Here is a 16,623-nt window from a genome sequence, read left to right on the forward strand (position 1 = left end):
CGGCGCAGCTTTCGGTTCAGATGGCGCGGGGAGACAACCATGACCATCAGCCATGACGATCACGCCGCCTCGGGCCGCTCCGGACTGGCGCGCGAGGGCGACCGGCGCGCCACGGCGGCCGTCCGTCTGGCCATCGGCCTGCTGCAGGGCGTGGCCCTGTGGTGGCTGACGCGGTCCTGGCCCAATGAGTACCGCCATCCGCCGGTCTGGCCCGCGACCGATCCCTGGCTGTTCGGCTGCCTGTTCCTCGTCTTCGCCTTCCTGTCCGTGGTGCTGCTGGCGGGCGTCGGGCGGCTGAGGCCCGTCACCCTGATCGTCTGGGGCGGCATCGCCGGGGCGGTTCTGGCGGCGCTCGCCTTCCACGACATCGACCGTCAGGGGATGAAGCTGGACGACACCGTCCTGTCGCCGGTCTTCGTGGCCTTCACGGCCGTGGCCCTGTTCATCACCCACCACCTGATCGTGCCCGCCGACCGGGAGCGCAGACTGGTCGCCCCCTATCCCGCCTATTTCGACGCGGCCTGGATGGCGGGGGTCCAGCTGGCCCTGTCGATCGGCTTCGCAGGCGCCTTCTGGCTGCTGCTCTTCCTCGGGGCGGCCCTGTTCAAGGTCATCGGCCTCAGCTTCCTCGGCGACCTGATCGGCAAGACCTGGTTCGCCTTCCCCATGACCGGCCTCGCCTTCGCCACGGCGGTGCAGCTGACCGATGTCCGCGACGGCCTGATCCGGGGCGTGCGGGCCGTGGCCCTGATGCTGCTGTCCTGGCTGCTGCTGGTCATGACGGTACTGGCGGCGGGCTTCCTCGCCGCCCTGCCCTTCACCGGCCTCAAGGGTCTGTGGGACACGGGCAGCGCAACGGCCCTGCTTCTGGCCTCGGCCGCCGCCCTCATCATCCTGATCAACACCGCCTATCAGGACGGCCGCCCCGACAACCGGCCGCCGCTGGTGTTGCGCATCGCGGTTCAGGTCGCCTCCCTCCTGCTGACGCCGCTGATCGGGCTGGCCGTCCAGGGTCTGATTCTGCGGATCGGCCAGTACGGTCTTACGCCGGAGCGGATCATCGCCGCTGCCTGCGCCCTCGTCGGCGCCGTCTATGCCGTGGGCTACGGCCTCGCCGCCGTCGTGCCCCTGGTCCGCAAGGGCTCGGGCTGGATGAAGGCGCTGGAGGCCACCAACCTGGCCTCGGGCGTCCTCGCCGTCGCCGTCATCCTCGCCCTGTTCAGTCCGCTGGCCGACCCGGCCCGGCTGGCCGTGGCAGATCAGGTCAAGCGGCTGGAGGCTGGCAAGGTGTCGCCGGAGCGCTTCGACTACGTCTTCCTGCGCTTCGACAGCGGCAAGGCGGGCGAGATCGCATTGAAAACGCTGGCCGTCTCAACCAACCCACAGATCAGGACCCGGGCCCAGACGGCCCTGCGTGCGCAGTACCGCAACCTGTTGCGGGACGGCCAGGAGGTAGTGGCGCGCCGGATCATTATCGATCCAGTGGATGGCGGGGCCGCCTTGCCTGCCGATTTCCTCACTAACGAAGGCACGGGCGACCGCCCCCACTGCTATGCTCCGGCGGAGTGTGTCGGCGTTCAGCGTGATACGGACGGCGACGGGGTCAATGAGATTCTGGTGGCCAACAAGTTCGCTATCCATCTGTACGCGAAGACCGCCGGCAAATGGACGAACGTCGGGCGTTACCAGACCGCCGTCTGCGGACAGGCGGAGGATCCTCGTGACGCCTTGCGGCATGGTCAGGTTCAATCCGCGCCGGCTCGACGCGTCGATCTGCTAAAGGATGACACGCGTATGATCTTCACGCCGGAATACACATGCGGCCCAGGCGCCTTGGGGTTCTGACCGCCCGCCCGTTAACTTCCCGCACACCACGCCCACCAACCCGATCTTCACCGCATCGGGCGTAGAAACGTCCCGAAACGGGTCAGTCGCGCTTCAAGACGCGGCGGCCTTCACGGTGATGACGAAGGTGTGCTCCCCATGGCCAAGACCGTTCTGGTGGTCGATGACGATCCGACCCAGCGCCGCCTCGTTCAGGCGGTTCTGGATCGCGAAGGCTATGCCGTCGTCCATGCCGAGAACGGCGGCGAGGCCATCGATCGCCTGACCAAGGGCGGCGGCGCGGACGTCGTGCTGCTGGACATGGTCATGCCCGGCATGAGCGGCATGGAGGCCCTGGCCGAGATCCGCACCGCCGGCGTCACGACGCCGGTCATCGTCCTGACGGCCAACGGCGGCATCGACACCGTGGTCAAGGCCATGCAGGCCGGCGCCCAGGACTTCTTCATCAAGCCCGCCAGCCCGGAACGCATCCTGGTCGGCATCCGCAACGCCCTGCAGATGACCCAGCTGACCCGCGAGGTCGGCCGTCTGAAGAAGCACGTGGCGGGCCGCACCTCCTTCGACGATCTGGTCGGCGACAGCCCGCCGATGCGTCTGGTCAAGGCCTTCGGCGCCCGCGCGGCCAAGTCGTCCATCCCGGTCCTGATCACCGGCGAGAGTGGCGTCGGTAAAGAGGTCATCGCCCGCGCCCTGCACGGCGCCTCGGACCGGTCCGGCAAGCCCTTCGTCGCGGTCAACTGCGGCGCCCTGCCCGCCAATCTGGTCGAGTCGATCCTGTTCGGTCACGAGAAGGGCGCCTTCACCGGCGCCCACGACAAGCATCTGGGCAAGTTCCAGGAAGCCTCGGGCGGCACCCTGTTCCTCGACGAGATCGGCGAACTGCCGCTGGACATGCAGGTCAAGCTGCTGCGCGCCCTGCAGGAGGGCGAGGTCGACCCCGTCGGCGCCAAGCGCTCGGTCAAGGTCGACGTCCGCATCGTCTCGGCGACCAATCGAGACCCGGCCCAGCAGGTCAGGGAAGGCGCCTTCCGCGAGGACCTCTACTACCGCCTGAACGTCTTCCCGATCGAGGCCCCGGCCCTGCGCGAACGCCGCGAGGACATCCCGGCCCTGGTCGACCACTTCATCGGCCGCTTCAACGCCGAGGAGGGCAAGCGCGTCGCCGGCGCCTCGGCCGAGACCATGGCCCTGCTCAGCGCCTTCGACTGGCCCGGCAACGTCCGCCAGCTGGAGAACAGCGTCTATCGCGCTCTGGTTCTGGCCGACGCCCCCTATCTGCAGCCGCACGACTTCCCGGCCATCTCGGGCGTCGCCATGCCCCTGGCCCAGGCCGAGGGCGAGACGGCCTTCGCCGCCGCCTCGGTCCCGTCCGAGGGCGGGCTGTCGGTCGACCTGCCGCCCCTTCCCGACCAGCCGATCCGCATCCTCGACGACCGCGGTCATCTGCGCACGCTGGAAGACATCGAGCGCGACCTGATCCAGCACGCCATCGAGGTCTATGCCGGCCATATGTCCGAGATCGCCCGTCGCCTCGGCATCGGCCGCTCGACCCTGTACCGCAAGGTCCGCGAACAGGGACTGGAAGGCGCGCTGAAGGAAGTCGGCTGACGATCTGTCCCCGAACGCTGTCGTTTGGGGGCAACATTTCACGGCTTTGCCTGAATCTGTCTGAAATTTAACGCATCCGCCCGACGGAGGTCGCGGGGGCGTGCGTTAGAGGGGCATGACACGGCGCATGGCCGGGGGTTGAAGGGGCGCGCAGACGTTCCACCGCCGGTCGCAGACGCCGCCACGCCACTGTTGATTCCGGAAGACCATCCATGACGATCGCTGTCGCCATTCTGTCCGCGCTTGCCTCCGGCGCGATCCAGACGGCGCCCACGCCTGCGCCTGCTGCCGGCCCGACGCCGCCGCAGCAGATCCCGACGACGACCCCGCCCGAGACCCAGGACGACGACGCCCTGCCGCGTGGCGCGGCCACGGCCGACGCCTACGACCTGGGCACGGTCACCGTCACGGGGGTCAAGCCGCGCGGCAGCGTCGAGGGCGACATCCCGCCGGACGTCACCCTGAGCGCCGAAGAGATCAAGGCCTATGGCGCCAGCAACATCGCCGAGCTGCTGCAACGGCTCGAACCCCTGACCAGCTCCAGCCGCGGCCGTTCGGACTCCGGCCCCGTCCTGCTGCTCAACGGCCGCCGCATCTCCGGCTTCCAGGAGATCCAGGGCATCCCGGTCGAGGCCATCGAGCGCACCGAGATCCTGCCCGAGGAGGTCGCCCTCAACTACGGCTACAGCGCCGACCAGCGGGTGGTGAACTTCGTCCTGAGGCAGCAGTTCCGTCAGGCCACCGCCACCTTCCAGGGCCGCGGCCCGACCCAGGGCGGCCGCACCACCGCCGAGGTCGACGGCAACTCCTTCACCATCAAGACCGGCGATCGCTGGAACTTCGACATCGAGCGGCAGCACGACACCGCCCTGTTCGAGAGCGAGCGCGACATCACCCGCACGGTGAACGCCAACACCTATGGCCCGACCGGTGCCGTGGCGACACCCGAGGAGCTGTCGGCCTATCGCACCCTGCAGTCGCGCGGCGACCGGACGACGATCCGCGGCTCACTGGCCCATGACCTGAACGCCACAACCAAGGCCACGGGCAGCTTCAGCCTGGAGGACTCGTCCACCAGCGGCTACGGCGGCCTGCCGTCGCTGAACCTGACCCTGCCGGCCGGCAACCCCTATTCGACCAGCGCCAGCGACGTGCGCCTGCAGCGCTATCTCGCCGACCCGTCCACGATGCGGCGCAACAACGACACCCTGACGGGCAAGGCCGCCCTGCTGGTGGACGGCTATCTCAAGGAGTGGCGCTACACCGTCACCGCCACCTACGACCGCACCGAGACCGACACCACGACCGGCCGCGGCTACGAAGTCCTGCCGGTCCAGGACCGGCTCGACGCCGACGATCCGGCGGTGAACCCGTTCGGCGTCATCCCGCCGTCCCTGCTGCGTCAGGCCACTGACACCGCTCATTCGGTCTCGAGCGGCGGCAATCTGGAAACGACCCTGAACGGCACCGTGTGGGAAGGCCCGGCGGGCAATCTGCGCTCGACCGTCAAGTTCGGCCTGGACACCCGCACCCTGGACTCGGAGTCGGACCGCACCGTCGTCGGCCATACGGAGAGCTCGCTGCAGCGCGACCGCGTCTATGGCAGCTTCAACGTCAACATGCCTCTGACCAGCACCCGCCGGGACTTCCTGTCGAAGTTCGGCGACCTGTCGTTCAACTTCAACGGCGGCTATGACGACCTGTCCGACTTCGGCGGCCTGACCACGATCGGCGGCGGCCTGAACTGGGCCCCGAACGGCAAGATCGGCTTCGTCGTCAGCTATACCGAGGAACAGGGCGCCCCGACCATCAACCAGGTCAACGACCCGGTCATCAACACCTCGAACGTGGCGGTCTACGACTTCAAGACCGGCCAGACGGTCAACATCACCCAGATCACCGGCGGCAACCGCAACCTGGGCTCCGACGACCGCTCGGTGGTCAAGCTGGGCTTCAACCTGACCCCGTTCCAGAGCGTGAACTTCAACTTCAGCTCCAACTACACCTGGAGCCGGACGGACGACGCCATCAGCGGCTTCCCGACCATCACCCCGGCGGTGGAAGCCGCCCTGCCCGGCCGGTTCGTGCGGGACCCCGTCACGGACCAACTGCTGTCCGTCGACGCCCGCCCGCTGAACTACGACAGGACCGAGCGTCAGGACCTGCGCACCGGCTTCACCTTCTCGCGGCCGTTCGGCAAGCCGAACCCGTCGGCGGGCGGTCCGCGCCCGGGCGGCATGATGATGATGGGCGGGCCGCGTCCGGCCGGCGGCGGTGAAGGCGGCGGTCCCGGCGGCGGCGGTGGTGGCGGCATGCAGATGCGCATGGGCGGCGGCGGGGGTCGCGGCGGCGGCGGCGGCATGCAGCCGGGCCAGGGCGTCTTCAACCTGTCGGTCTATCACACCTACCGCTTCCAGGATGAGATCGTGATCGCCGACGGCCTGCCGGTCATCGACCAGCTGAACGGCGGCGCCACCGGCGGCCGCGGCGGCACGCCCCAGCAGGAGATCCAGGTCCAGGGCGGCGCCTTCCGCAACGGCTTCGGCGCCTTCATCAACGCCAACTGGCGCGAGGCGACGTTCGTCGACGGCGGCAGCGGCGCCGACCTCAACTTCTCGCACCAGACGACGGTCGGGCTGAACATGTTCGTCGACATGAACCAGCGCCCGGAATGGGTGAAGAAGGCCCCCTGGCTGCTCAAGGGCGCCCGGATCAGCCTGGGCTTCGACAACATCTTCGACACCCGCACGGTGGTCACCACCTCGGCCGGCGGCCTGCCGGTCAACTACCAGCCCGACTACCTCGACCCGACGGGTCGGGTCATCCGGCTGAACTACCGCAAGGTGCTGTTCTAGAAGACGAAGAGGCCGGCGGATCGCTCCGCCGGCCTCTTTCTCACTCGGGAGCCTTTCGGCGGCCCCAGCGGCGTTTGGGCTCCTCCCCGTTCGCCTTGGCCGTGATCTCCTTCAGCTTGCGCCCCTGCATGGCCGACAGGGCCTGACCCGGCGCGCCCTTCTCCGGATCGCCGAAGGCGCGGCCATAGGTCTGGATGCGGTCGGAGACGCCCTCGATGAACTCCCCCTCCCAATCGGACAGGGTGACGCCCGCCTTGTCGGCGGCGCGTTTGGCGCGCTTGAGGGCGTTCAGGGCCTTGCGGCGCGCGGCTTCGCGCTCGGCCTCGGAGGGGCTGGGAGGCTTGTCGCTCTTGTTCTTGAAGCCCGACCCCGGCTTGAGCCCGGTCGAGCGCTTCATGCCTCCAGAAGAGGCTTTCGGACCGCCCGAGAGGGGCGTCCGCTTCAGGTTCAGATCTCGCCGAGGGCGGAGAGGTAGAGGTCCAGGATGGCGTCCTCTTCCTGGCGCTTGGCCTTGTCCTGCTTGCGGATGCGGATGACCTTGCGCAGGATCTTGACGTCGTAGCCCTCGCCCTTGGCCTCGGCGAAGACCTCCTTCTGGTCGGCCATGATCGCGGCCTTGTCCTCTTCCAGACGCTCGATCCGCTCGATGATCGAACGCAGACGGCCCTGGGCCGCCGAGGTCAGGACGTCCGAGCTGTCGAAGGAAGCGGCGGCGTCGGTCATTCTTGGGTCCTTCGGAAGGCGCTAACGCTCAGCTCGCGGAGCTTCGCTGCTTGAGCGCGTCGGTGTGTGGGTTTGGCGGGCGACTAACCACGTCGGCGCGGCAGGCTCAACCACGAACACGAAAAAGGCTGCGGACAGATTGCCCACAGCCCTCGATAGCCAAGACATTTCAGATACTTAGGCGTCCGCGACTGCCTCGCGAGCGCCGTAAGCGCCTGCTTAGCCCTGCTTCGCCTTGAAGCGCGGGTCGGTCTTGTTGATCACGAAGACGACGCCCTTGCGGCGAACGACCTTGCAGTCGCGGTGACGGGTCTTGAGCGACTTGAGCGAGCTACGGACCTTCATGGTCGGGCGTCCTGAGGCAAATCAAAAATAAAAGAGCCGCGGGGCGAACCTGCGGCGGAGCGGTGCATGTAGAGATTCGGGAGCGCCAAGTCAACCGCCGGGCGACTGATATGGGCAGGTTCTTCAGGGAGGCAATAACAGGTCCGCGCTCAAGCCGCGAGCCGTCGCGCGGCGAGCGCTAGCGCCAAAAGGATGGAGGCCTGGCCTCCGAGTTGAACGGAGGGTCTATGGGCTTGCGGGCCCATCGCGTAGCCCCTCCGCCACCAGGCCGCATCAGGGTCGATGGACAGAATGTCGCACCTGGTTTGAGATTCCGGAAACGAACGCGGTGAACGCCCCGTTCACCATCCCCGTGTCATGAAACGGTGCTGCAACGCTCGCCGGTCTCGCGCGCTTGTGATTGCTCGAACGCCGCCCGGAGCCCTAGCCTGTCCCCCATGCGCCTTTCCGCCCGCCTCCTGCTGATCCTGTCCGTCGCGGCCTGCGCCCCGATGCTGCCGCCGCCGGAGACGGTGCTGCCGCCCGCCCGGCCGCAGCCCCAGCCAGAGCCGACGCCCCCGCCGGCCCGGCCCGCGCCGCAGCCGACGCAGCCGGTCTATGACCAGCCGGGCTTCGAGGGCTGGAAGCAGGGCTTCCTGAACCGGATGGGCGGCGCCCGCCGCGCGGCCTATGAGCAGCAGCTGGCCGGACTGACACCCGATCAGGAGGTCATCCGCCTGGACGGCAACCAGCCCGAGTTCAGCCGCCCGGCCGGCGCCTATGTCGCCAACGCCGTCTCGGCGTCGCGCGTCGCCGAGGCCCGCCGCAAGGTGGACATCGTGCCGTGGAGCGTGACCCAGCGCTTCGGCGTCCCCGCCGAGATCCTGGTCTCGATCTGGGCCCAGGAATCGAGCTTCGGCCAGGTCCAGGGCAACAAGGACGTGATCCGGTCGCTGGCCACCCTCGCCTATGAAGGCCGCCGCCGCGACTGGGCCGAGGGCCAGCTGCGCGACGCCCTGAACATCGTCATCGACGGCCGCCGCAGCCGCGCCGGCCTGACCGGCAGCTGGGCCGGGGCCATGGGCCAGACCCAGTTCATGCCCGACAACTACCTGCGTCTGGGCGTCGACCAGAACGACGACGGCAAGGTCGACATCTGGGGCACGGACGTCGACGCCCTGGCCTCCGCCGCCAACCTGCTGGCCCAGGCCGGGTGGAAGCGCGGTCAGGCCTGGGGCTATGAGGTCGTGATCCCGCAGGGCTTCGACTATTCGCTGGCCGACGGCCCGTCGCGGCCGTGGAGCTTCTGGCGCCAGCAGGGCGTCACCCTCGCCCGCGGTGGAGCGATGACCGACGCCGAGGCCGCCGAGAACGCGACCCTGCTGCTGCCGCAAGGCGCGCGCGGCCCGGCCTTCATCGGCCTGCCCAACCACTTCGTGATCCGGCGCTACAACAACTCGGTCTCCTACGCCCTGGCCATCGGCCTGACGGCGGACGGGGTGGCGGGCAAGCCCGGCCTCGTGGCCAGCTGGCCGACGGATGCGCCCATGTCGCGAGACCAGAGGGTCGGCGCCCAGGCCGCCCTGACGCGGATGGGCTATGACACCGGCGGCGTCGACGGGGTGGTCGGGGCCAATACCCGCGCCGCCCTGAAGCGCTGGCAGGCCGCCAACGGCCGCATCGCCGACGGCTATCTGACCGCCGAGCTGGCGACCGAGCTGATGAGCCGCTGATCGGCGCTTTGCACTCCAAAAAAGAGTGGGTGCAAAAAGTGCAATCGGTGAGACCGCAGATCAGGAACGCCTGACAGACTGCTGAAACTTCGTCGTATTTTCTGACGCCGTTCGTTGCACTCGGCTTGCACTCGCGTGCAGGCGGCTTTCTGCGGCGGTCGGCGATGTCAAAGACCGGACGGGCAGTCTAACCCCGCCGGAAAGTCTGCTGGGCCGAATGGGGTGGGTGAGGCGCAAGCCGCTGACTTCGTTGGCGGCGGCTCCGGCGTCTATGCGGACTCGGGCTGCTGCGCAGGTTTCGTCAGGGCGTAGACGCAGCTCGGCCCCGCCGCCTCGCCGAGCTGGGGGCGGGCCTCCCAGTTCGCGAGGGTCGCCTCAAAGATCAGTCCCGCCTTTTGCAGGACGGCGGCGGAGGCTGCGTTGTCCGGGTGGCAGGTGGCCCAGACGCGATGGATCTGTGGCTGGGCGATGGTCCAGTCGACGACGGCCAAGGCGGCCTCGGAAGCGAAGCCCCTGCCCCACGCGGCTTCGTTGAGGATATAGCCGAAGTCGGCCTTGGGCGGGCTCAACCGCAACTCGATGACGCCGGCGAAGGCGCCGGTCGCCCGCTCCACGATCGCCCAGGGGAAGGCCGCGCCCGACACCCGGGCCTCCTCGCAGCGCACGGCGAAGGCGAGGCTCTCGGCCAGTTCCCGATGGCGCACGAAGGGCATGAACCGCGTCGGCGCGGCCTCGCCCGCATAGGCGAAGACATCCGCTGCGTCGGTCCGGGTCACGGGACGCAGGGTCAGGCGGTCAGTCTGGAAGGTGTCGGGGGCGCGCATCAGGCGATGATGCGGATGGCGCCTTGAACGCGCAATGGGAGGCAGGGCTGACCGGCCCGGCAGGTTGACTGGTGTGAATCGCCGGGCCGGTCATGGGATGTCTGTCAGGGAACACCCCGACTCCCTTTTGCCACCACTCCGGGAAGGCGGCATCGGGTTTCGCGCCGATCTTACAACGTTTTACAATTGGCCCCGTACGGTGGCGCTAGAGGGAGGAATGCTGATTTCCCTGCCCAAGGACGCCACCGAACGCCGCCGGGCCCTCGACTGGCTGAACGCCGAGGGCATCGATCATCTGCGGCTGTTTCAAGCCGTGCAGATCGCCGACCGGGAGCAGGCGCTGCGGTTCCGGCAGTTCGTCGAGACGCGTGAGCGGCTCGGCGCCTGAGCCCCTAGCTGCAGCCCTCGACGTAGCCGACCACGGGCATGACGCCGACGTGGATCAGGCTGACCTTGCCGTCGGAGCCGATCTCGAAGCGGACGGCGGGGTCGCCGCTGGAGGCATTGGGGGCGGTCAGATATTTGGCCGGGGCGTCCTGATATTTGTGCGGCTCCTCGCGGAAGCCGCCGAACCAGCTCTTCACGTCCTTCTCGGTCGAGCCGACGCCGACGCCCTCGACCAGTTTCACGTCAGAGCGCTGGCCGACGGTGATGCGCTGGACCTTGCCGTCGCTGACGATGGCGTAGACGCCGGGATAGTCGGGCGAGGTGACGGTGCGGCAGGCCTCGCTGGTCTGGGCGCCGCGCTCGGCCCAGGTTCCGCCTGCGGGGACCGGCTGGCCGATCTTCAGGTCGCCGAGGCCTTCGAGGCCGATGACCTTGGTCGGGGCGCCGGGGGTCGGAGCGGGCGTGGGCGCCGGGGTCGGGGCCGCAGGAGCTTCGGCGGCTGGCGCGGCCGGCTCGGAAGCCTTCTCGGGAGCCGGACCGCAGGCGGCCAGCAGGGCAATGACGGAAACGGCGGCGAAGGCGGGCGCGATGCGCGAGCTCGGAGCTTTCATGCCGCCTGAACGGCCCGCGCCCCGCCGTGTTCCCTCTCCCCTGCCGATCAGCTCACCGGCTTCAGATATTGGTCGAACCAGCCGACGATGCGGCGCGACAGGTCCTCGGTGTGTTCGCGCTGACGGATGCCGTGGCCCTCGTCCTGATAGATGACCAGCGAGGTCGGCGTGCCGTTGGCGACGAGGCCGTGCCAGAACTCCATCGACTGGGGCGCGGGCGTCTCCAGATCCCGTTCGCCGACATAGATGAAGGTCGGGGTGTGGGCGTCCTTGATCGAGCGGATCGGCGACAGGCGGTCATAGACCGAGGGGTCGTCGTAGAAGGTCGAGCCGAAGAAGGGGACCATCCACTGGTCGATGCCGTTCTGGCCGTAGTAGCTGCCCCAGTTGGCGATGCCGGCGCCGGCGACGGCGGCGTGGAAGCGCTGGGAGTGGGTCACAGTCCACATGGTCATGAAGCCGCCGTAGGAGTGGCCGTAGACGCCGAGGCGGGCGTCATCGACCGGGGACCGGGCCTCGATGGCGTCGATGCCGGCGAGGATGTCCTTGAGGTCGCCGCCGCCGAAATCCTGATAGTTCAGCCGCTCGAAGGCGTCGCCCTGGCCGTAGGAGCCGCGCGGATTGGGCAGGAACATGAAGTAGCCCGCCTTGACCAGGTCGGAGACCGTGCCGCCGAACACGAATTTCGGCAGGGCCGCCGCGGACGGGCCGCCGTGGACCTGAACCACCATCGGATATTTGGCGCCGGGGGTCAGGGTGAGCGGCTGAAGCACCCAGCCCTGAACCGTCTGGCCCTCGGACTGGTAGCTGATGCTGTGGGCCGCGACCGTGGGGGCCAGACCGTCGTTGTCGTGGGTGATCGCGCGCATATGGCCGGGCGTCCCGACCTCGATGCGCGGGGCGCGGTCGAAGGTCTCGGTGACATAGGCGATCGTGCGGGCGCGGGCGTCGAAGGCGGCCTTGCCGTCGCCGGCCGAGATGGAGACCGGGGCGGTGGAGACGTCGGAGACGGCTTTCGCGACCGGATCGACCATGGCCGTCCCCGTCTCGCCGCCGACGATCAGGGTCGAGGCCAGTTTCGCGCCGCGCCAGGCGACGGAGGTGAAGGTGCCGCGATAGCCGGGGGTGACGTCGGTGGGGACCCCGCCCTCGAAGGGCACGGTGTAGACGTCGCCGCCGACCGAGCCGAAGTCGCTCATGACGCCGCCGATGAAGGCCACGGTCTTTCCGTCCGGCGACACGCGCGGGATGTTCATCTGGTATTTGGGGGCGGCGATGATGCGCCCCCTGCTGTTTTGGGGCGCCCCGTTGATCGGGAACGCCCGCAGGGAGGCGACCCACCAGTTGTTGTCGCCATTGCCCTCGGCGGCGGTGGCGACGAAGCCCTGGCCGTCCGGCGTCCAGTCGTATTCGTAGACGAAGGTCCCGTCGGGCGAGACCATGTGCGGCTGGCCGCCGGCGACGGGCACGGTGGCGATACGCTGGCTGTCCAGCGACAGGCGGCCGATCTCGCCGACCTGACGGGCCCCGGCCTGGGTGGCGCCGGTCTCCTTGGAGGGGTTCAGGGTGATCAAAAGGGCGATGGACTGGCCGTCAGGCGACCAGCGCGGGGTCGAGACCAGACCCTGGACCGTGGTGACGGCGCGAGGCACGCCGCCCTGGGAGACGTAGAGGGTGACGCCGTCCTGACCATTGGCGAGGAAGGCCAGCTTCGATCCGTCCGGCGACCAGGTCGGGGCGCTGTAGCGGCAGGCGGCGCAGGGGTCGATGGTCCCCGAGACCTTGCCGTCCAGACCGCGCAGGGTGATCACGCCGTGGGTCCCGGCGGCGCCCTGGGCCTGGCTGGAATCGACCGAGGCGACCGTCCGGCCGGCCGGATCGAGGGCGACGCCCGAATAGGAGAACAGGGTCGGCGGAACCGCGCCCGCTTGAGAAGCCAGCAGGGCGGCGGCGGCGAGGGATGCGAACATGGGGGAACTCCGGCTCCGGATCGGGCGCGGTGTTACAAACTACGGACACGCCCCTGTGGCAAGCTGTCGCAGGCCGGTCGCCCTCAGGTTCCGCTGATCAAGCCCATAAAGTCGGCGAACCATTTCCAGTGCGGGACCGAGAACATGGTCCATTCCATCGCCAGCAGGCCGATCAGGGTCACGGCATAGGGCGTCAGATAGCGGGCCTTGAAGCCGCCGTGCTTCAGCGCGTCGCGGACGATCAGGGCGACGATGATGATCTCGACCGTCCAGTAGGAGGGGTGCAGGGAGCCGCGCAGGCCGCCGATGGCCTCGATATTCATGCCGTAGGCCCGGCCCAGCGCCGGGATCAGCGCCACGAAGACGGTCGAACCGAGATAGCGGGAATGCAGGGACATGACCCGGCGATTGAGGATGCCCGCGACATAGAGGACCGCGAACAGGACCAGCGACCAGAGGTCGATCCAGTCGAGGATCAGCAGCAGGTCGGGCGGGAAGTGCGATTTCGGCCCCTGCGACGTCAGGACCACCACGAGGGCGCTGATCACCAGACCGGGCGCGAGGATCAGCGACGACCAGCCCAGCCAGCGGTGTGGCCGGTTCTGGCGATGGCCGATCAGCCAGCTCTGCACGACCAGCAGCACCATCCAGCCGACGGCGAACAGGCCGTGGACGATGCGGAGCGCATCCGGCGGCCCGAAGGCGCCCACGGTCGTCGGCCAGAAGCCGAACACGGTGACAGCCAGGGCCAGAACGAAGGCCCACCACAGATGTTTCACGTCTATCCCCCAAGGGCCCGCACGCCCCGCCAGCCTTGGCTAACACGGGTCTTTCAGATGGTGCCAGCCCCCTCCCCTGCGGCGCCGCTTTCTGTGGCGCGGGCGACGCGGTTCCCGCTATGATCGAAACGGGCCGGGCGACCGGCGGGAACGGAGGGCGCGATGAGCGAGCCTGTGAAGTTGCCTGTGAAGTCCGAAGACAAGCCGGATCGGGCGATCCTGGCCGGGTTCTTCGCCTTCGCGTCGATCGGCCTGGTGCTGATGGCGGCCTTCGCCCTGTTCCGGGTGATCGTGCCCCTGATCCTGGAGGCGCATTTCTTCGGATCGGTGTTCGTGGCCTCGGTCGCGGGCCTGTTCGGCACCCTCGGTCTGGGGGTGCTGGCGGTGTTTCTGTTCAGACGGGTCGCCCGGATGATCCGGTCGTAGGCTTTTGAGTTCGAGGGGGATGCAATGACGTTTCAGGGGAACGCCTTCGGCGGCGCTTCGGCGCGCGCTTGGAGACTGGTCGCGACGGTGGCCGTGCTGGGGCTGGTGCTGGCCGGGGGCAGCTGCGCGGTGTCGTCGTGCAGCGTCACGGTCGAGAGCGGCGAGGCCGGCATCAAGACCACCAAATTCGGCCCCAACCCCGGCGTTCAGCCGACCGAGCTGCGGCCGGGCTGGCACTGGGAAGGTCTGGGCGAGAAGATCATCAAATATCCGACGCGCCAGCGGGTCTATTCCTACACCCGCGAGGGCAATGCCGACGGGCAGGAGAATGAGGAGATCGGCTTCGCCGACCAGACCGGCCTGCCGATGACCGCCGACGTCAACATGACGGTCAAGGTGGCGGACAACAAGGCGGCCGACCTGTACGCCAAATACCGGCTGAGCTTCGACGACCTGCTGGACAATCCGATCCGCAACGACGTCCGCTCCTTCATCGCCCAGGAGGCGGAGAAGGTGCCGGTGTCCTGCAACCTGCAGGCCCAGCAGCCGGTCGAGATCGCTCAATCGCCGAACACCCAGGCGCCGGCGGCGGTCTGCACCGGCAGCCTGATGGGCGCCGGGCGGCAGGCGGTGATCCAGCGCGCCTTCGCCAATCTGCAGCGCAAATGGGCGTCGGAGGGGGTGGAGATCTCGAACCTGCAGTGGGTCGGCACCATCCGCTATCCGGAGAGCATCACCACGGCGATCCAGGCGCGCACCGCGACCGAGCAACGGACCCTGGCGGCCCAGCAGAAGGAGGCCGAGGCCCGCGCCAACGCCAACGCCCAGATCGAGACGGCGCGCGGCGAGGCGGAATCGATCCGCCTGCGCGGTGAGGCGCTGCGGGCCAATCCGCAGCTGATCGACCAGATCTACGCCCAGCGCTCGCAGGGCCTCTGCCCTCCCCGCGCCTCGACCTGCATCATCGGCCAGACGCCGACGACGATGATCCCGGCGACGGGTCAGCAGGCGGAGTAGGAAGGGTGAAGGTCACCCTCTCCCGGCGGGAGAGGGTGTCACATTCTACTCCTTCAGCCGCCAGGTCGCGCCGGTCGGGCCGTCCATGACGACGACGTTGAGTTCGGTCAGGCGGTCGCGGATGCGGTCGGCGGCGGGCCAGTCCTTGGCGGCGCGGGCGGTGACGCGTTCGGCCAGCAGGGCCTCGACCTCGGTCCTGAGGGCGTCGTCGGCGCCGCCTTCGAACCACTGGTCCGGGCTGGACAGCAGGACGCCGAGCAGGGCGCCGGAGGCCAGAAGTTCGGCCTTGGCGATGGCGACGGCGTGATGATCGCCGGCGGTCATGGCGCGCTCGATCTCGCTCGACAGGGCGAACAGCTTGGACATGGCGCCGGGGGTGTTGAGGTCGTCGGAGATGGCCTCGAGGAACTCGGGCGACGGCATGTCGCCCTTGGCCTCGACGTCGGCGGCGCGACGCAGGGCGCCGTAAAGGCGGTCCAGGTTCTTCTTCGACTGGTCGAGCAGCGACTGGTTCCAGTCCAGCGGCTGGCGGTAATGGGCCGAAAGAAGCGCCCAGCGGACCACCTCGCCCGGGACGTGCTGCACCAGATCGTGCAGCAGCAGGACGTTGCCGATCGACTTGGACATCTTCTCGGCGTCGACGGTCAGGAAGCCGTTGTGCATCCAGTAGCGGCTGTATTCGGCCGGGGCGTGGTCGGCATGGGCGTGGCCGTGGGCGCAGACGCCCTGGGCGATCTCGTTCTCATGGTGGGGGAAGACCAGGTCGATGCCGCCGCCGTGGATGTCGATCGGCAGGCCGAGCGTCTCCTCGATCATGGCCGAGCATTCGATATGCCAGCCGGGGCGGCCCGCGCCCCAGGGCGACGGCCAGCTGGGCTCGTTTTCCTTGGAGGGCTTCCACAGGACGAAGTCGTGGGCGTTCTTCTTGTAGGGGGCGACCTCGACGCGGGCGCCGGCGATCATGTCGTCCAGATTGCGGCCAGAAAGCGCGCCATAGGCCGGATAGGCCGAGACGTCGAACAGGACGTGGCCCTCGGCGGCATAGGCGCAGCCGGCGTCGATGATCTGGCCGATCTGGGCGACGATGGCGTCCATATGGTCGGTGACGTGGGGCGTCAGGTCCGGCGGGGTGACGTTCAGCGCGGCCATGTCGGCCAGATAGGCGGCCTCGTAGCGGGCCGTGACCTCGCCGATCTCGACACCCTCCTTGAAGGCCTTCTGATTGATCTTGTCGTCCACGTCGGTGACATTGCGGGCGTAGATGACGCTGTCGGCGCCGTATTCCCGGCGCAGAAGCCGCGTAAGGACGTCAAACACCACCGGCGGGCGGGCGTTGCCGATATGGGCGAAGTCATAGACCGTCGGGCCGCAGACATAGAGGGTCACTCGCTCCGGATCGCGCGGCGTGAACACCCGCTTTTCGCGGTGCAGGGTGTCGTAGAGTGAGAGCGTCATCTTGAGGGGCGGCCTTGATCGTTTTCTTGCAGTACGGACTGAACGTCCCATATAGCCGCGAAGCTG

Annotated in this window: 15 protein-coding genes; 7 read left to right on the forward strand and 8 right to left on the reverse strand. The window is 68.5% G+C overall.

Annotation, left to right across the window (positions count from 1 at the left end; all coding sequences use genetic code 11):
• Positions 1-39: 39 nt before the first annotated feature.
• The 3 genes from AC1ROD_RS10965 to AC1ROD_RS10975 all read left to right on the forward strand — a co-directional run bounded on the left by AC1ROD_RS10965 (position 40) and on the right by AC1ROD_RS10975 (position 6,308).
• Positions 40-1,845 carry a DUF4153 domain-containing protein gene (locus AC1ROD_RS10965; protein WP_492948274.1) on the forward strand — a complete coding sequence of 602 codons (1,806 nt, stop codon included), beginning with the start codon at positions 40-42 and terminating at the stop codon, positions 1,843-1,845.
• 138 nt (positions 1,846-1,983) lie between these two features.
• The gene (locus AC1ROD_RS10970; protein ID WP_492948275.1) at positions 1,984-3,453 is read left to right on the forward strand and encodes a sigma-54-dependent transcriptional regulator; all 1,470 of its coding nucleotides are present in this window, start codon (positions 1,984-1,986) and stop codon (positions 3,451-3,453) included.
• 212 nt (positions 3,454-3,665) lie between these two features.
• Positions 3,666-6,308, forward strand: coding sequence for a TonB-dependent receptor plug domain-containing protein (locus tag AC1ROD_RS10975; protein ID WP_492948276.1), 2,643 nt, complete (start codon positions 3,666-3,668; stop codon positions 6,306-6,308).
• Between the two features lie 40 nt (positions 6,309-6,348).
• On the opposite strand, the gene AC1ROD_RS10980 is transcribed toward AC1ROD_RS10975, so the two are convergent.
• From AC1ROD_RS10980 to ykgO, 3 genes are all read right to left on the reverse strand, one after another.
• A complete protein-coding gene (locus AC1ROD_RS10980; protein WP_492948277.1) occupies positions 6,349-6,705 on the reverse strand; it encodes a hypothetical protein in 357 nt (118 codons plus the stop codon).
• Between the two features lie 50 nt (positions 6,706-6,755).
• Positions 6,756-7,031, reverse strand: a complete 276-nt coding sequence (gene gapR / locus AC1ROD_RS10985) for a nucleoid-associated protein GapR (protein ID WP_492032370.1) — start codon at positions 7,029-7,031, stop codon at positions 6,756-6,758.
• Positions 7,032-7,250: 219 nt separating this feature from the next.
• On the reverse strand, positions 7,251-7,376 hold the full coding sequence (gene ykgO, locus AC1ROD_RS10990) for a type B 50S ribosomal protein L36 (RefSeq protein WP_008263184.1): 126 nt from the start codon (positions 7,374-7,376) through the stop codon (positions 7,251-7,253).
• A 437-nt stretch (positions 7,377-7,813) separates the two neighbouring features.
• Here ykgO and AC1ROD_RS10995 point away from each other — a divergent pair, with 437 nt between their 5' ends.
• Entirely contained in the window at positions 7,814-9,088 is a 1,275-nt protein-coding gene (locus AC1ROD_RS10995; RefSeq protein WP_492948278.1) for a lytic murein transglycosylase, read from the forward strand.
• Between the two features lie 269 nt (positions 9,089-9,357).
• Here the strand turns inward: AC1ROD_RS10995 and AC1ROD_RS11000 are convergent, their stop codons facing one another.
• A complete protein-coding gene (locus AC1ROD_RS11000; protein WP_492948279.1) occupies positions 9,358-9,912 on the reverse strand; it encodes a GNAT family N-acetyltransferase in 555 nt (184 codons plus the stop codon).
• Positions 9,913-10,129: 217 nt separating this feature from the next.
• On the opposite strand from AC1ROD_RS11000, the gene AC1ROD_RS11005 reads away from it, so the two are divergent.
• On the forward strand, positions 10,130-10,300 hold the full coding sequence (locus tag AC1ROD_RS11005; protein WP_492948280.1) for a hypothetical protein: 171 nt from the start codon (positions 10,130-10,132) through the stop codon (positions 10,298-10,300).
• 4 nt (positions 10,301-10,304) lie between these two features.
• On the opposite strand, the gene AC1ROD_RS11010 is transcribed toward AC1ROD_RS11005, so the two are convergent.
• From AC1ROD_RS11010 to AC1ROD_RS11020, 3 genes are all read right to left on the reverse strand, one after another.
• Entirely contained in the window at positions 10,305-10,910 is a 606-nt protein-coding gene (locus AC1ROD_RS11010; protein ID WP_492948281.1) for a hypothetical protein, read from the reverse strand.
• Between the two features lie 47 nt (positions 10,911-10,957).
• The gene (locus AC1ROD_RS11015; RefSeq protein WP_492948282.1) at positions 10,958-12,880 is read right to left on the reverse strand and encodes a S9 family peptidase; all 1,923 of its coding nucleotides are present in this window, start codon (positions 12,878-12,880) and stop codon (positions 10,958-10,960) included.
• A gap of 83 nt (positions 12,881-12,963) precedes the next feature.
• Positions 12,964-13,659: a hypothetical protein gene (locus AC1ROD_RS11020; protein WP_492948283.1), complete on the reverse strand. Its 696-nt coding sequence runs from the start codon at positions 13,657-13,659 to the stop codon at positions 12,964-12,966.
• A gap of 162 nt (positions 13,660-13,821) precedes the next feature.
• Between AC1ROD_RS11020 and AC1ROD_RS11025 the strand changes: the two genes are divergently transcribed.
• Positions 13,822-14,085 carry a hypothetical protein gene (locus AC1ROD_RS11025; RefSeq protein WP_492948284.1) on the forward strand — a complete coding sequence of 88 codons (264 nt, stop codon included), beginning with the start codon at positions 13,822-13,824 and terminating at the stop codon, positions 14,083-14,085.
• Positions 14,086-14,109: 24 nt separating this feature from the next.
• Positions 14,110-15,102: an SPFH domain-containing protein gene (locus AC1ROD_RS11030; protein ID WP_492948285.1), complete on the forward strand. Its 993-nt coding sequence runs from the start codon at positions 14,110-14,112 to the stop codon at positions 15,100-15,102.
• A 45-nt stretch (positions 15,103-15,147) separates the two neighbouring features.
• Here the strand turns inward: AC1ROD_RS11030 and cysS are convergent, their stop codons facing one another.
• On the reverse strand, positions 15,148-16,557 hold the full coding sequence (cysS, locus tag AC1ROD_RS11035) for a cysteine--tRNA ligase (RefSeq protein WP_492948286.1): 1,410 nt from the start codon (positions 16,555-16,557) through the stop codon (positions 15,148-15,150).
• Positions 16,558-16,623 lie beyond the last annotated feature (66 nt).

This window comes from Brevundimonas sp. GW821-FHT12E07 (assembly GCF_058807035.1).

Bases quoted from the DNA above. Each gene is read 5' to 3' on its own strand.
- AC1ROD_RS10980 (WP_492948277.1), bottom strand. From the start codon at position 6,705: ATGAAGCGCTCGACCGGGCTCAAGCCGGGGTCGGGCTTCAAGAACAAG.
- AC1ROD_RS11030 (WP_492948285.1), top strand. From the start codon at position 14,110: ATGACGTTTCAGGGGAACGCCTTCGGCGGCGCTTCGGCGCGCGCTTGG.
- AC1ROD_RS10975 (WP_492948276.1), top strand. From the start codon at position 3,666: ATGACGATCGCTGTCGCCATTCTGTCCGCGCTTGCCTCCGGCGCGATC.
- AC1ROD_RS11010 (WP_492948281.1), bottom strand. From the start codon at position 10,910: ATGAAAGCTCCGAGCTCGCGCATCGCGCCCGCCTTCGCCGCCGTTTCC.
- gapR (WP_492032370.1), bottom strand. From the start codon at position 7,031: ATGACCGACGCCGCCGCTTCCTTCGACAGCTCGGACGTCCTGACCTCG.
- AC1ROD_RS11005 (WP_492948280.1), top strand. From the start codon at position 10,130: ATGCTGATTTCCCTGCCCAAGGACGCCACCGAACGCCGCCGGGCCCTC.
- AC1ROD_RS10970 (WP_492948275.1), top strand. From the start codon at position 1,984: ATGGCCAAGACCGTTCTGGTGGTCGATGACGATCCGACCCAGCGCCGC.
- ykgO (WP_008263184.1), bottom strand. From the start codon at position 7,376: ATGAAGGTCCGTAGCTCGCTCAAGTCGCTCAAGACCCGTCACCGCGAC.
- AC1ROD_RS11015 (WP_492948282.1), bottom strand. From the start codon at position 12,880: ATGTTCGCATCCCTCGCCGCCGCCGCCCTGCTGGCTTCTCAAGCGGGC.
- cysS (WP_492948286.1), bottom strand. From the start codon at position 16,557: ATGACGCTCTCACTCTACGACACCCTGCACCGCGAAAAGCGGGTGTTC.
- AC1ROD_RS10995 (WP_492948278.1), top strand. From the start codon at position 7,814: ATGCGCCTTTCCGCCCGCCTCCTGCTGATCCTGTCCGTCGCGGCCTGC.
- AC1ROD_RS11025 (WP_492948284.1), top strand. From the start codon at position 13,822: ATGAGCGAGCCTGTGAAGTTGCCTGTGAAGTCCGAAGACAAGCCGGAT.
- AC1ROD_RS10965 (WP_492948274.1), top strand. From the start codon at position 40: ATGACCATCAGCCATGACGATCACGCCGCCTCGGGCCGCTCCGGACTG.
- AC1ROD_RS11000 (WP_492948279.1), bottom strand. From the start codon at position 9,912: ATGCGCGCCCCCGACACCTTCCAGACTGACCGCCTGACCCTGCGTCCC.